The 13853-nt window shown below is 41.9% G+C and carries 13 protein-coding genes and 1 pseudogene; 9 read left to right on the forward strand and 5 right to left on the reverse strand.

Features of this window, described 5'->3' with window-relative positions; genetic code table 11:
- Positions 1-27: 27 nt before the first annotated feature.
- On the reverse strand, positions 28-399 hold the full coding sequence (locus tag ACQY1Y_RS19430) for a rhodanese-like domain-containing protein (RefSeq protein WP_430013384.1): 372 nt from the start codon (positions 397-399) through the stop codon (positions 28-30).
- Between the two features lie 354 nt (positions 400-753).
- Here ACQY1Y_RS19430 and sbcC point away from each other — a divergent pair, with 354 nt between their 5' ends.
- The 3 genes from sbcC (at position 754) to recJ (ending at position 6617) form a co-directional block, all read left to right on the forward strand.
- A complete protein-coding gene (sbcC, locus tag ACQY1Y_RS19435; protein ID WP_430013385.1) occupies positions 754-3777 on the forward strand; it encodes an exonuclease subunit SbcC in 3024 nt (1007 codons plus the stop codon).
- Between the two features lie 19 nt (positions 3778-3796).
- Complete coding sequence (locus ACQY1Y_RS19440) at positions 3797-4051, forward strand: MoaD/ThiS family protein (RefSeq protein ID WP_430013386.1); 255 nt, start codon at positions 3797-3799, stop codon at positions 4049-4051.
- Positions 4052-4334: 283 nt separating this feature from the next.
- Positions 4335-6617: a single-stranded-DNA-specific exonuclease RecJ gene (gene recJ / locus ACQY1Y_RS19445; protein WP_430013387.1), complete on the forward strand. Its 2283-nt coding sequence runs from the start codon at positions 4335-4337 to the stop codon at positions 6615-6617.
- Positions 6618-6661: 44 nt separating this feature from the next.
- Here recJ and ACQY1Y_RS19450 read toward each other — a convergent pair whose 3' ends face one another.
- A complete protein-coding gene (locus tag ACQY1Y_RS19450; RefSeq protein WP_002736180.1) occupies positions 6662-7609 on the reverse strand; it encodes a fused MFS/spermidine synthase in 948 nt (315 codons plus the stop codon).
- A gap of 350 nt (positions 7610-7959) precedes the next feature.
- On the opposite strand from ACQY1Y_RS19450, the gene accA reads away from it, so the two are divergent.
- The 3 genes from accA to ACQY1Y_RS19465 all read left to right on the forward strand — a co-directional run bounded on the left by accA (position 7960) and on the right by ACQY1Y_RS19465 (position 9748).
- On the forward strand, positions 7960-8949 hold the full coding sequence (gene accA, locus ACQY1Y_RS19455) for an acetyl-CoA carboxylase carboxyl transferase subunit alpha (RefSeq protein ID WP_002744097.1): 990 nt from the start codon (positions 7960-7962) through the stop codon (positions 8947-8949).
- Positions 8950-9114: 165 nt separating this feature from the next.
- Positions 9115-9405, forward strand: a complete 291-nt coding sequence (locus ACQY1Y_RS19460) for a nucleotidyltransferase family protein (RefSeq protein ID WP_016516799.1) — start codon at positions 9115-9117, stop codon at positions 9403-9405.
- A complete protein-coding gene (locus ACQY1Y_RS19465) occupies positions 9395-9748 on the forward strand; it encodes a HepT-like ribonuclease domain-containing protein (protein ID WP_002744095.1) in 354 nt (117 codons plus the stop codon). The genes ACQY1Y_RS19460 and ACQY1Y_RS19465 overlap by 11 nt, the downstream gene beginning before the upstream one ends.
- 32 nt (positions 9749-9780) lie before the next feature.
- Here the strand turns inward: ACQY1Y_RS19465 and ACQY1Y_RS19470 are convergent.
- From ACQY1Y_RS19470 to rplU, 3 genes and pseudogenes are all read right to left on the reverse strand, one after another.
- Positions 9781-9873, reverse strand: a pseudogene (locus tag ACQY1Y_RS19470) (PEP-CTERM sorting domain-containing protein); the annotation flags it as partial.
- A gap of 86 nt (positions 9874-9959) precedes the next feature.
- A complete protein-coding gene (gene rpmA / locus ACQY1Y_RS19475) occupies positions 9960-10229 on the reverse strand; it encodes a 50S ribosomal protein L27 (protein ID WP_002744094.1) in 270 nt (89 codons plus the stop codon).
- A 34-nt stretch (positions 10230-10263) separates the two neighbouring features.
- Positions 10264-10653, reverse strand: coding sequence for a 50S ribosomal protein L21 (gene rplU / locus ACQY1Y_RS19480; protein WP_002750362.1), 390 nt, complete (start codon positions 10651-10653; stop codon positions 10264-10266).
- A gap of 195 nt (positions 10654-10848) precedes the next feature.
- Between rplU and murQ the strand changes: the two genes are divergently transcribed.
- The 3 genes from murQ to ACQY1Y_RS19495 all read left to right on the forward strand — a co-directional run bounded on the left by murQ (position 10849) and on the right by ACQY1Y_RS19495 (position 13845).
- Positions 10849-11769 (forward strand): N-acetylmuramic acid 6-phosphate etherase, encoded by a 921-nt coding sequence (murQ, locus tag ACQY1Y_RS19485; protein ID WP_002736540.1) that lies wholly within the window; start codon positions 10849-10851, stop codon positions 11767-11769.
- A 27-nt stretch (positions 11770-11796) separates the two neighbouring features.
- Positions 11797-13287 carry a site-2 protease family protein gene (locus ACQY1Y_RS19490; RefSeq protein WP_430013388.1) on the forward strand — a complete coding sequence of 497 codons (1491 nt, stop codon included), beginning with the start codon at positions 11797-11799 and terminating at the stop codon, positions 13285-13287.
- Positions 13288-13467: 180 nt separating this feature from the next.
- A complete protein-coding gene (locus ACQY1Y_RS19495; RefSeq protein ID WP_002744089.1) occupies positions 13468-13845 on the forward strand; it encodes a DUF4164 domain-containing protein in 378 nt (125 codons plus the stop codon).
- Positions 13846-13853 lie beyond the last annotated feature (8 nt).

Below are 13853 nucleotides of genomic sequence, written 5' to 3' on the forward strand. Positions count from 1 at the left end.
GCTTTGCTTCTAATTATGACTCTTGAACTATATTATTGTCTTTGAGTAAAAAATGCAAGTTATAACCGTGCAAAGTATAGGATCGACGAGGAGGGAATAAGCATCGATGCCGCCGTTAATATTTTTAACATTAGTAAAACCCTGACTTTGTAGCCATTGGCACATTTGCAGGGATCTCATGCCATGGTGACAGATAACGAGGGTTTCCGCTTGGGGGTTGAATTGGGTGGCAATAGTGGGCGACCATTCTTGGTATTGACTCAAGGGTAAAATGGTAAAACTGGCTACAAATGCGATCGCAACTTCCTCCGGTTCGCGCACATCAATAAGTTGTAAATTAGGATCATGATCGGCTAAACGGAGAGCGAGTTCATGGACGCTAATTTCGGGAATGCTCATAGATTTGGTCTTAAGAATCGGTTATCTTTCCTTTAGAGTAGCAAATCGAGGGACCCTGAGCGTTTATCTGTGAACAGTGCCTAGGTTGTGATAATGGTGAGGAGAATTCTGAGGAACAAAAAAAGCGCATTTGTCCCCGGCTGGATTTCAGTTAAGCTTTGATTAGAGGTTATTGTAGGAGAGAGTTATTGATACCGAATAGATTCACCCAGATGTATTGCGCTGAAGCTATCTTGTCCTCGGTTTTTTGTCCTCTGATTAATTTCTAATCTGTACTGCATTCTCCCCTCTCCTTTCTCCCCATCTCCCCACTTCCCCACTTCCCCACTTCCCCACTTCCCCACTTCCCAGCTTATGATTCCCCTACAATTAACCCTAAAAAATTTTCTCAGTTATCGCGAGGCAGTGCTAGATTTTCGCGGATTACATACTGCCTGTATTTGTGGTGCCAATGGTGCGGGAAAATCCTCTTTACTCGAAGCAATTACTTGGGTAATTTGGGGGGAAAGTCGCGTCTCGATTGCTGATGATGTGATTCATGCGGGCAGCGATTATGCGCGGGTAGATTTCGAGTTTAGTTATGGGGGAGAAATCTATAAAATTATCCGTAGTCGTCACCGGGGGGGAAAAGCTTCTAGTTTAGATTTTCAGGTGATTAATGATCAAAGTTTTCGTCCTTTATCGGGTAAAAGTATTAAAGATACCCAAGCACAGATTAATACTTATCTAAAAATAGACCATAAAACTTTCATTAATTCTGCTTATTTACGACAGGGACAAGCGGACGAGTTTATGAAACAGCCTCCTAGTGGTCGTAAACAGATTTTAGCAGAATTATTACAACTCGATCGCTATGAAATTTTAGCTAATAAAGCCAAGGAGATATCGAAACAATTTGATGGACAATCCCTCCAGATCGAGCAGCAAGTAGAAACTATCAAACTCCGTCTTCAGGAGAAAAATTCTTATCAGGAACACCTGCAAGAGTTAAGCACCCAAATTAACCAAATTAATCAAGAACAAGAGGTAAATAATCGCCGTTTACAGCAACTACAGGGGGAAGAAAATCAGCGTCAGAATTGGGAAAAACAGCTGCAGTGGCAACGAGAACAGGAGCGAGCTTTATTAGCAGAAATCGAGAGATTAGACCGGGAAAAAGTTAGTCTAGACAATCAATTAAATCAAATAAGGACTATTCTTCATCGCAAAAATGACATTATTACTGCACACGAGCGCCTAATCAATTTAGACCAGAAAGAGGCAAGTTTGTCAAGTCAATTGCAAGCTTGGCAACAGGCCCAGTATGATAAACAACAATTAGAACAGAAATTACAGCAAAAAATTAACGAATTTACCCTTCCCATCCAACAAACGAGCGCTCGTTTAGAAGAATTGGGAAGACAGGAACAAGAAACTCAAAAAATTATCGAGCAAGCGGGGGATATTCAAGCAGGATTAGAGAAGTTAAATTACCATCGTCAACGTCTTCAGGAATTGGATAGATTAGCTTTAAAATATGCTCCTTTAAATAGCCGAAAAGCTGATCTAAATATGCAGTTGGAACGGGAAAAAGCCAGGATTAATGCTCGTCGGGAACAACTGCAAAGAAATCGGCAACAATTAGAGACAGAAATCGCTCGTATTCCGCTTCTAAGAGAGGAAGCTCTCAATTTAGCCAAGCGAATTAAGGAACTAGATAAAAAACAAACCTATTGTGAACGAGTGGAAGAAAAGGAAACTGTTAAACAAGTGGATAAAAAAAGTTTATTGGATCAACAGAAAAGATATGAAGAACAACTTTTAGAGTTAACTGATAAATTGGAAAAATTAAATATTCCTGATTCGGTTTGTCCTCTGTGTGAACAGAATTTAGACAGTCATCACCGTCATCAGGTAATCAGAAAAACCCATCAACATCAAGAACAAATTCAAGAGCAAATTTGGTCCCTACAGGAACAGATGGCAGACTGCGATCGAGATTTAAAACGTTTACGCGAGGAATTAGCCCAAATTAAACAAGAATTGCCAGCAAGATCGAATCTACAACAAAAATATGTGCAGTTGGAAGTCAAGTTAGAAACTATTGAAGAAAAGGAAATAGAACTAGAGAAAACCGAGGAGATACTTGTGGAGTTAGAAGCACTTTTACGCAGTGGCAATTATGCCCTAGAATTACAGCAAGAATTGCAAATTGTCAATCAAGAAATCGCCTTATTAAATTATGATGAACAAAGTCATGCTTTAGTCAGAGGAGAAGAAAAAAGATGGCGTTGGGCAGAAATTCAAGAATCAGAACTTAAGCAAGCAAACCGTCGTTTATCTAATATCAAGGCTGAGAAACCTAATTTAATTAACCAATTAGCTAAACTAGAACAAGAGAAGCAAGAACTAGGTCAAAATTCCCCACTTAAACAGGAAATTGAACGCTTAGAAAAGCTTATTCAAAACTTAAATTATGATCGCAGTGAACATCAGAATATTCAAAATCTGATTCGACAATTACAGGGGGTAAGATTACAGTATCAAGACTGGCAACAAGCGGAAAAAATTTATCCAGAAATAGCCGCTAAAATCGCTGACATTGAGCAAAGATTACAGCTGCGAAATGAGGATCGCCAGAAGCTGAATCAGGAGTTAGCAAATATTATTCAAAAGATTGGTACTTTGACCGACTATCGCCAAGAAATAGCCGCATTATCGACTAATATTCAACAGCGGAGACAGATAATTGATGGATTGCTCTCCCAAAAAGGTCGGGTTGAGGAGAAGTTACATCAACTGGAAACTTTAGGTAAACAACTGACAGAAAAAGAGAGCGATTTAGCTAAAGTTAAAAAACAATATAGAGTTCATAAAGAGTTAGCCCTAGCTTTCGGCAAAAATGGTTTACAAACTCTAATGATTGAGAATGTTTTACCAGAGTTAGAAGCACAAACTAATCATATCTTAGCTCGCTTAACTGGTAATCAATTTCATGTGCAGTTTTTAACCCAAAAAAGCGGTAAAGGTACGAAGAAACAGCGAGAAAAGTTAATCGATACTTTAGACATTATTATTGGTGATACCCGGGGATCCCGTCCCTACGAAACCTATTCAGGAGGGGAAGCTTTTCGGATTAATTTCTCGATTCGATTAGCTTTAGCGAGATTATTGGCACAAAGAGCCGGAACAGCTCTACAAATGCTCATTGTTGACGAAGGATTCGGAACTCAGGATGCGGAAGGATGCGATCGCTTAATCGCGGCAATTAACGCTATATCCGCCGATTTTGCCTGTATTTTGACTGTAACTCATATGCCCCAATTTAAAGAAGCTTTTCAACATCGCATCGAAGTCCGCAAAACCGAACAGGGTTCCCAATTGATGTTATTATCCTAGGAAAAATATTGATGTAAATATGGAAAAAATTACGGTAACAGTAAAACTATTTGCTATTTATCAAGAAGTCTATCAAACTTCACAATTAAACCTCGAATTTCCTGCCCACACTTCCCTTACAGAAGTGTTAAACTATATTACAGCCCCCTATCCTCAATTAGAAAGATGGCGCAATGTTACTCGTTTTGGAGTTAATCTTCAGTTTGTTTCGGGAGAGAAAGTCCTCGAAAATGGCGATGAGATAGTTCTAATTCCCCCCGTTAGTGGTGGCTAAATGGGGTTTGCTGAAAAAGTACGGGCGAAGCATTCGGATAGAAAATCTACGGTTTCACCGATAGGTTATTGTCCGAATGCTTCGCCCCTACAGGACGCGGGCTGATGAAGACGCAAGGTTTTGAAGCACGATTCTCTCAAAATCTTGCACCTGTTTCGCGAGAAAAGCCACAAAACCCTTACCTTGCCTACATTTCACATTTGTTCAGCAAGCCCTAAATGGAGATAGGGAAAATCACAAAAACTGCCACCTTTTTCCCTTTTTACTTTTTCCTTGATATCCCGTGTCTAACTGGCAAATTCCCCCATCGGTAACTCTTCCCCAAGAGTTTTTAAAAATAGTCCAAGACTACACCCCAGAGTCGGATGGCAGCGTCGTGGCACAAATATTATGGCATCGCGGTGTCCGGGATGGGGCGACTCTGCGGACGTTTCTGGATGAGAAAGCTTATCAGTCAAAAACTCCCTTTGATTTTGGGCAAGAAATGAACTTCGCCGTCAAAAGACTGGAAAAAGCCCTAAATAAAGGCGAAAAAGTGACTATTTGGGGTGATTTCGATGCCGATGGTGTCACCGCTACCAGTGTCCTCTGGGAAGGATTGGGGCAGTTTTTTCCACCCTATCAACAGTTAGATTATTACATACCCGATCGCCAAAAAGAATCCCACGGCCTCAATTGTCCAGGTATCGAGAAACTAGCGCATCAAGGAACCCGTTTAATCGTCACCTGTGACACGGGAAGCACGAATATCGCTGAAATTGACTATGCAAACGGTTTAGGCATCGATATTATCATCACCGATCATCATACCCTACCCGACGAGCGCCCCGAGGTGATTGCCCTGATTAATCCCCGCTACTTTGTGGAAACCCATCCTTTCTATCATCTTTCTGGGGTTGCTGTTGCTTATAAATTAGTGGAAGCGATGTATTTAACCCTAGCAGATATTCCCAGAAAACCCCTAGAAAATTTACTTGATTTAGTTGCGATTGGTTTAATTGCCGATTTAGTCAAATTGACGGGAGAATGTCGTTATTTAGCTCAAAAAGGTATGCAAAAACTGCAAAATACTCAGCGTTTAGGAGTTAAAAAATTACTCGAGTTATGTAACAAAACCGGAGATAGACCGATGGATATATCCTTCGGTATTGGACCGCGAATTAATGCCGTCAGTCGCATTTATGGCGATGCTAAATTTTGTGTGGAATTACTCACCAGTGAAGATGAAAAACGTTGTCACGAATTAGCTGAACAAGCGGAATTAGCCAACATTCGTCGCCAAGAAATCCAACGGGATATTATTAAACAAGTTCAGAAAAAACTAGAGAGAATTGATCTTTCCACCACTAATGTAATTATTTTAGATGATCCCCAATGGCTGGCGGGAATTTTAGGATTAGTTGCGGGACAAATTGCCCAAGAATACCAGCGACCAACAATTTTATTAAGTACCAGTGAACCACCTTTTGCTAAGGGTTCCGCTCGGTCAATTCGTGAGATCGATCTCTATCAATTAGTATCCTCTCAATCCCATCTTTTACATCGTTTTGGTGGTCATCCTTTGGCCGCTGGTTTAAGTTTAACCATAGAAAATTTACCCCTATTTATTGAGGGAATTAATCAACAGTTGCGACGCACAGGAATTGATTTAACTTCCCTTTCTTCTCAGATAGAAGTGGATGCAGTGGTGACGGTTTCCCAATTGGGAAAAAGTCTATTTCGAGAATTAAAATTACTGGAACCCTGTGGGATGGGTAATCCGACACCGAAGCTATTAATTCAAAATTGTTATTTTCACAATCTTTGGCATAAAAATCTTGAGGATTTCAAAGGCAAAAAAATCGCTTATCCCCGGACAACTTTTGATCTCTGGGATAGTTCAATCGAGCAGGGATTCCCCGGTATGTGGTGGGGTCATCAGAGAGACGAAATTGCTGCCGATACCCATTATGATGCCGTAGTTGAATTAGATTTTAATACCTCCAAAAATCGCTATGAAGTGCGATTAATTGCTCTGCAACCCTATCAACAAGAATTCCTAAGCTATGGCAATAAAAAAGATTTTTTAATCGACAATCGTAATCGAGAAATTAATCAAGAAGTTAACCAATTAAATCCCCTTTTTCTCCGGGAATGTCCCCGGGATTGGACAAAACTTTCTAGGGAATATCAACAGGCAATTTTACGCGATAAAAAGTTAGTTCTTGCCTATGCTAGTCCTTTAAAAAAATCCGCTCACACCTCATGGATAAACCTTGTGGGGATTGGGAAATATTTAGCTAGAACTAAAACCAGTATTTCCCGTCAACAATTACAAAACCGCTTAAACCTCAGTTATTATACCCTAGAATTAGGATTAGTTTCCCTAGCAGAAAATGGCTTTAAAGTCAAGGAAAATCAAGAAAATTTATCCTTTGAATTAGTCAATCATGAGGCAAAAATTAATAAGATTGAGCAATTTCTGGAAGCGGTGGCCTTAGAAAACTTTCTCCAGCAATACTTTGCTACTGTTCCCCTAGAAATTCTGCAAACAATTCTTAATCATGAAGACTCGATCGATTTCTAATTATAACTCTTATTTACTGATAACTGATAACTGATAACTGATGATTACTGATTACTGATAACTCCTTGACCGAAGAATTTCGGGGGTTTTGCTAGGGTATAAACTTCCGTATTTTGTGCGATTGCTTGACGAATATAGAGAGGAGTTTGTAACATTCCTAGTAAAGTCATGCCATCAATTAAACGTAATCCTCCCGTAGTTGTATCGCTGATTAATTCATCCACCACATCGGGATCGGGACGAGTATTTAAAGGATGATTAGCACAGAGAGTAAAACCCCAAGGGGAACCATAACTAGGGGTGGGAGCGCAATAGGAATGAACGTAGGGAAAAACTGCTTTTAAAGTATTCACCAAACGAGCATGATACATCACTGAAGGAGGAGAAACCGGGCCAGATTGGACAACAACAATGCCATTTTCGGCCAAAACTCTTTGTAGTTTTTCAAAGTATTCTTTCGTGAATAGGGGGAAAGAAGGACCCTCTCCGATGGGATCAACCAGATCAGAAATAATAATATCCCATTGATCGTTAGTAGTGTCTAAAACTTCTAAAGCATCGGCCACAACTAACTCAAAACGAGGATCATCAAAAGTGCCTTGGTGCATTTCGGGAAGATGTTCCTTACAGGCTGCCACCACATCCCCATCGATATCGATCATCATCACTTTTTCGATTGTTTTCCAACGCAATAACTCCCGCGTTGTCGCACCTTCACCACCTCCCAGAATTAAAGCAGTTTTTGGTTCTTGGTGGGCAATCATTGCCGGTTGCACTAATGCTTCATGATAAATAAATTCATCCCCCGTACAAGATTGCCATTTCCCATCCAGTACCAAGGCTTTTCCATAGGCCCCAGACTCTACAATATACATCTCCTGAAAAGCGGTTTTTTTGTAGGCTAAAATCCGCGAAACCCCATGACTATAAATGTCCCAGGGGGTAATATATTCGTTAACCCATAGATCCGCTTTTAGTTCACTTCCTGCCATAACTAATCCTCCTTGGGGTGAAAAAGGCACGATCTATCATTATACAACAATTGACAAAATTCGATCGATAACCTGAAATTATCTCCCAGTCATCCCGAAGCTGCCGATAATCGATCGCTGAAAAACGTTAAGCTAGAAAAGATTAAGTAAGTAGTTATAATTAAATTGAAGATAGATTTTGCCTCTGATCCCCCCTGCCCCCCTTGATAAGGGGGGTGCCGATAGGCGGGGGGATCTCCCTTGATAAGGGGGGTGCCGATCCCCCCTTGATCCCCCGTTGATAAGGGGGGTATTTGATAATTTTTAACGCCTACCTACTTAGCGAACAGTAAACTTCTAGCCACTAACCTATGACCAAAAACGAGACTACCGAGAAAAAGATTTTTCTCCTAGATTTTGAAAAACCCCTCTACGAATTAGAATCCCGCATCGAACAGATTAAAGAATTAGCCCAAGAAAATAGCGTAGATGTCTCGGAACAAATTAGTCAACTAGACGAACGAGCTAATCAATTACGTCGTGAAATTTTTAGCAATCTCACCCCTTCCCAACGGCTACAATTAGCCCGTCATCCCCGGCGCCCCAGCACCCTAGATTATATTCAAGCCATCACCGATGAATGGTTCGAGTTACACGGGGATCGCGGTGGTTACGACGATCCCGCTCTTGTGGGTGGTGTTGCCCGTTTTAACGGTCGTCCCGTGGTGATTATCGGGCATCAAAAAGGCCGGGATACTAAGGATAATGTGGCTAGAAATTTCGGCATGGCTGCCCCCGGTGGTTATCGTAAAGCCATGCGTTTAATGGAACACGCTCATCAGTTTAATCAGCCAATTTTAACCTTTATTGACACCCCCGGCGCCTGGGCGGGGGTAGAAGCGGAAAAATTAGGTCAAGGAGAAGCGATCGCCTATAATCTTCGGGAGATGTTCCGTTTAGATGTGCCGATCATTTGTACTGTTATTGGCGAAGGTGGTTCGGGCGGTGCTTTGGGGATCGGTGTCGGTGATCGCCTGTTAATGTTAGAGCATTCTGTCTATACCGTGGCGACTCCCGAAGCTTGTGCAGCCATTCTCTGGAAAGATGCCAAAAAATCTGATAAAGCGGCAGTAGCCCTCAAAATTACCTCAAAAGATTTAAAAGAGTTAAATATTATCGATCAGATCGTTCCTGAACCCTCCAGAGGGGCCCATGCTGATCCGATTAAAGCGGCAGCCAATTTAAAAGCCGCTATTAGTGAAAATTTAGAGGCTTTATCTTTATTAACACCCCAACAACGACGCGAATCTCGTTATCAAAAATTCCGCAATTTAGGCGTATTTTTAGAGGCTACAGCTTAATCAGTGAGCAGTGATCAGTTATCAGTTATCAGTTATCAGTTATCAGTTATCAGATGTGAGTTTTCAGTGATTAGTTTGTTTTGTAGATTTGGAAGATTTCAGCTTCAGTTTAAGGGTTGCACCGACAAAGCTATAATATTGATGGCAGGTTCAAGGACACACCAAATGAAACGGGACGAGGTGCTGGCAATTCTAGAGGCACACCGAGAACAGTTACAAAAACTAGGGGTGAAATCTTTGTCTTTATTTGGTTCAGTGGCAAGGGATGAAGCTGATGCCGATAGTGATGTAGATTTGTTAGTAGAATTCGATCGACAAGGTGGTTTTTTTCAACTTCTGCAAGTACAGTATTATTTAGAAGATATTCTGGGATGCTCTGTGGATTTAGGAACTCAGGATGCCTTAAGAGAACATTTACGAGAACCTGTGCTTGAGGAGCTGATCAATGCCTTCTAGAGATTGGCGACTTCGCCTTCAAGACATTTTAGAATCTATCAGTGAAATTGAACAGCGAACAAAGGCAATGACGTTTGAGGAATTTGCCAAGAATCAAACAAATATCAAAGCGGTTCTCTATGATTTTATTATTATCGGAGAAGCAACTAGAAATGTACCGAAGGAAATTCAGTCTCGCTATCCTCTTATTCCTTGGCGTTTAATGGCAGGAATGAGAAATGTTGCAACTCACGAATATTTTCAAGTTAATTTAAGTAGAATTTGGGCAACAATTCGAGAAGATTTGCCGACCTTAGTACCACAACTACAAGAAGTATTAGCAAGGGAAACAGACCCGGAATAGTTGCGGGGCATTTGTCATATTTATCGGGCAATTTAGCCTACTTTTGTGGTTTCTTTTTCGCTGGATTGGGAGGGTTTTAGTTTGCCCTTGATGGTTGAAGCTGCAGGGAGAGTAGCGAGGGTAAGGAGGACTTGAGTCCTACGCCCCCTCATAACAACTAATATGTAGTAATGTCGGGGCGCAATTGACACCATGATGTCGAGAGAGTCGATTAACTAGCGCTAACTTCAGCAGGATAAACGCTAACTTGACGGCGACTTTTATCCTTGTATTCAAATTTGACCACACCATCAATTAAAGCGAATAAAGTATCATCGCCACCACGACCAACATTTTTACCCGGGTGAACTTTAGTACCCCGTTGACGGATGAGAATATTTCCCGCTTTTACCACTTGACCACCGTAGCGCTTAACGCCTAGTCTCTGGGAACGAGAATCGCGTCCGTTGCGGGTACTACCCGTACCTTTCTTATGAGCCATAATTTCTCTCCAAATGCTTTTTTGATTGTAAAAGTTATTCTTCTTCGTCGCTACTATCTTCCACAACTTCAGCGACGGAGGTAGCAGCAGTGGCAGTTAGGGTTTTACCGTTATAATTGATTGAATCAATCATAAAACGGGTAATTTCTTGACGATGACCGCGTTTTTTACGGGTTTTCTTTTTCGGGCGCATTTTATAGACAATAACTTTTTTGCCCCGACGATGTTGCATGACAGTCCCTTCCACGCTGGCCCCTTCGATAAAGGGCTGACCGATGCTAATATCATCCTCATCATGGATTAATAGCACTTTGTCGATGGTATGGGTACTTTGTTCATCGACGTGAAGAAGTTCGATATCGTAATAGCGACCGGGTTCTACCCGAATCTGTTTGCCACCGGTCTCAATAATTGCGTAACTCATGAATTTTCTGCGCTTGTTTTGCCGTACAGGTAGCTGAAAAAAATTCCAGCTTTTGTGCTAATGTCTTCACCTGATCCGAGCAGGAATTGACACAATTTACTATCATCTAACATTCGGGGGGCAATTGTCAAGCTTTTTACCCACCGATTGGCTATATACTAAAAATAATCTTACAAAAAGCTCAATTAAACCGTTATGGAACAGTGGGAAAGCAGAGGACACCTGTTAACCGAACAAATTAACCCAAACAGCCTAAATTTAGACCAATTAAACCCGCTCGAATTGGTGGATCTCTTCAATCGCGAGGATGCCCAAACCCTAAAAGCGATCGCCATAGCCCGGCAAGAATTGGCCCTAGCAATCTCCCTGACCAGTCAAGCTCTGGCTAAGGGTGGTAGGCTCTTTTACATTGGGGCGGGAACCAGTGGCCGGCTGGGGGTTTTGGACGCGGCCGAATGTCCCCCCACCTTCTGCACTCCCCCGGAATTGGTACAGGGAATTATCGCCGGTGGAGCAGCGGCGCTGGTGCGTAGTTCCGAAGATTTGGAGGATAAAGCGGAAGATGGGGCGGCGATTATTGCCCAGCGAGAAATTCACGAATTAGACGTGGTAGTGGGGATTACCGCCGGGGGGACAACCCCCTACGTTCACGGGGCTTTACAGGCGGCAAAACAGCGAGGTGCGACGACGATTGCCATTAGTTGTGTCCCCGCCGAACAGGTGGAGATCGCCGTGGATGTGGATATCCGCTTATTGACCGGACCAGAACTTTTGGCTGGCTCCACCCGCCTGAAAGCGGGAACGGTGACGAAAATGGCTTTAAATATCCTTTCCACAGGGACAATGGTAATGTTAGGCAAGGTTTACGGCAACCAGATGGTCGATGTGGCTGTTACTAATCATAAACTCCATGACCGCGCCCTACGGATTATCTGCCACCTTAGCGATATTAGTCGTGAGGAAGCGGCAATTTTACTGGAAAAAAGTGGCCGCCGGGTTAAACTGGCTTTGTTAATGCAGAAAACGGGACTTTCGGCGGCGGCAGGACAAGAATTGTTACAAAAGCATCGAGGGCAATTACGGGCTGCCCTGCAAGCTTATAATCAAATTGATTGATAAAAACCTGTTAATTTTGACTTTCCTATGGTTAATATTTCTTCGGAAATTGCTGCGGTCGCTGTTATTTTCCTCGTCGCTGGTGCTATCTTGACTTGGAGTTTTTATCGAGCTAAACCCTACGGCCAACTGGGAATTTTACCTTGGTTACAGTCCTTGGTACTAATTGCTCCTTGGTTGATTTTTTTCGGGCTATTTGCGGCTGGAATTGCTCTCAATCTAGCGGTAATTCTCTTTTTACTGGTTGCTTCCACAATTATCTATATTTATTTAGGCAACCGTTTACGCTTACTGAAAACCAATCAGATAATTGAACCAAAAGTTAACCCAGCAGTTAGCCAGTCCGTTACTCCCCTAGAAACCCCGGCAGCGGTGACAGTAATTGTGCCGGATGTGATGCCAATTTCCGAACAGGATCTAAAAGTTATTCAGAGTATTTTTGGGATAGATACTTTTTTTGCCACCGAAACTATCTCTTTTCAGGAAGGGGCAATTTTTAAAGGCAATTTACGGGGAGAACCGGATATAGTTCACTCGCGCTTAACCCAGAAATTAAGTAATCATTTTGGTGATAAATATCGTTTATTTCTGGTGGAAGGAACCGAGGAAAAACCGGTGGTAATTATCCTTCCCAAAACTAATGATCCTAGTCCTGCAACTCTTGCTCAAAAAAATCTCTCTTTAGTTTTGTTAGTCGCTACCATTGTCACCAGCTTAGAAGCGGCGGGAATTTTATTAGGTTTTGATTTGTTTAGTAATTGGCAGAGATATCGAGAAGCAATTCCCCTCAGTTTGGGTTTATGGTCGGTATTAATTGCCCACGAAATTGGTCATCTAATTATCGCTAAACGCCATAATGTTCGTCTCAGTTTACCCTATTTTCTTCCCACTTGGCAGATTGGTTCTTTTGGGGCGATTACTCGTTTTGAATCTTTATTACCTAACCGCAGTGTCCTATTTGATATAGCTTTTGCTGGTCCTGCTTTGGGAGGTTTGGTTTCTTTAATCTTGTTAATTGTTGGACTGACTTTATCTAATTCTGCCAGCCTTTTTCAAATCCCTAGTACCTTTTTCCAAAGTTCAATTTTAGTGAGTTTTTTAGCGCGGATAGTTTTAGGTGACGAGTTACAAAATGCCGTTATCTCCGTGCATCCTTTAACTGTTATTGGTTGGTTAGGATTGGTGATTACTGCCCTTAATTTACTGCCCGCCGGACAGTTAGATGGTGGCAGAATTGTTCAGGCTATTTATGGTCGCAAAATTGCCCGCCGTACCACTGTGGCCACTTTGGTTATTTTGGGCATTATTTCCTTAGTTAATTCTAGCAATCCCATTCCTCTCTATTGGACAATTTTAGTCGCTTTTTTACAAAGAGAGTTGGAAAGACCTAGTTTAAACGAGTTGACCGAACCCGATGACACCCGCGCTGGTTGGGGTTTATTACTGCTCTTTTTAATGTTAGCGACTCTGATTCCTTTAAGCCCTAGTTTAGCGGGACGTTTAGGCATCGGTGGCTAAATACTTCCCCGAAATTCTTGCCATTGATTGCCGTCAAAAAAAAGCTTGACAAAAACTCAAGTCTTGACTTATTATTTTATTATAATGGGAATCCGCGTCCGCCTATAGACCCCTGATTTTTCCGTAAGATATAGCCCCCAGCATTTAGCCCTGGAGATTTGACTTTTGGAGTTGCTCAAAATGTCTAACGAAACTGTCACTTATTCCCTAGAAGCTGTCCTGACAAGAATTGAGGGGAAAATCGACTCTCTGGAAAAACGCCTTGACGAGAAAATCGACTCTCTGGAAAAACGTATTGACGAGAAAATCGACTCTCTGGAAAAACGTATTGATGAGAGATTTGACAAGATAGAAGACCGGTTAACTAAAGTAGAAATAGGACAGGCCGAACTCAAGGGAGAAATCAAAGCTTTGGATGAACGAGTAAGTACAAAAATCGAGGGATTAACTGCAAGGGTTGCCTATCAGGAATTCACCAATCGAGGGATTCTGATAGCATTGGTAGTCGCTATTTTAGGAGGTGCCGCTAAACTTTTTGGTTTTTTCCCTAATCCTTAGAAGTTGCC

Source organism: Microcystis ichthyoblabe FBCC-A1114, assembly GCF_050500245.1.
Classification (GTDB): Bacteria; Cyanobacteriota; Cyanobacteriia; order Cyanobacteriales; family Microcystaceae; genus Microcystis; species Microcystis ichthyoblabe_A.

Coding starts and splice junctions, on each gene's coding strand:
- rpmA (WP_002744094.1), bottom strand. CDS start 10,229: ATGGCTCATAAGAAAGGTACGGGTAGTACCCGCAACGGACGCGATTCT.
- murQ (WP_002736540.1), top strand. CDS start 10,849: ATGGAACAGTGGGAAAGCAGAGGACACCTGTTAACCGAACAAATTAAC.
- ACQY1Y_RS19450 (WP_002736180.1), bottom strand. CDS start 7,609: ATGGCAGGAAGTGAACTAAAAGCGGATCTATGGGTTAACGAATATATT.
- ACQY1Y_RS19440 (WP_430013386.1), top strand. CDS start 3,797: ATGGAAAAAATTACGGTAACAGTAAAACTATTTGCTATTTATCAAGAA.
- ACQY1Y_RS19490 (WP_430013388.1), top strand. CDS start 11,797: ATGGTTAATATTTCTTCGGAAATTGCTGCGGTCGCTGTTATTTTCCTC.
- rplU (WP_002750362.1), bottom strand. CDS start 10,653: ATGAGTTACGCAATTATTGAGACCGGTGGCAAACAGATTCGGGTAGAA.
- ACQY1Y_RS19460 (WP_016516799.1), top strand. CDS start 9,115: ATGAAACGGGACGAGGTGCTGGCAATTCTAGAGGCACACCGAGAACAG.
- ACQY1Y_RS19430 (WP_430013384.1), bottom strand. CDS start 399: ATGAGCATTCCCGAAATTAGCGTCCATGAACTCGCTCTCCGTTTAGCC.
- accA (WP_002744097.1), top strand. CDS start 7,960: ATGACCAAAAACGAGACTACCGAGAAAAAGATTTTTCTCCTAGATTTT.
- ACQY1Y_RS19465 (WP_002744095.1), top strand. CDS start 9,395: ATGCCTTCTAGAGATTGGCGACTTCGCCTTCAAGACATTTTAGAATCT.
- ACQY1Y_RS19495 (WP_002744089.1), top strand. CDS start 13,468: ATGTCTAACGAAACTGTCACTTATTCCCTAGAAGCTGTCCTGACAAGA.
- sbcC (WP_430013385.1), top strand. CDS start 754: ATGATTCCCCTACAATTAACCCTAAAAAATTTTCTCAGTTATCGCGAG.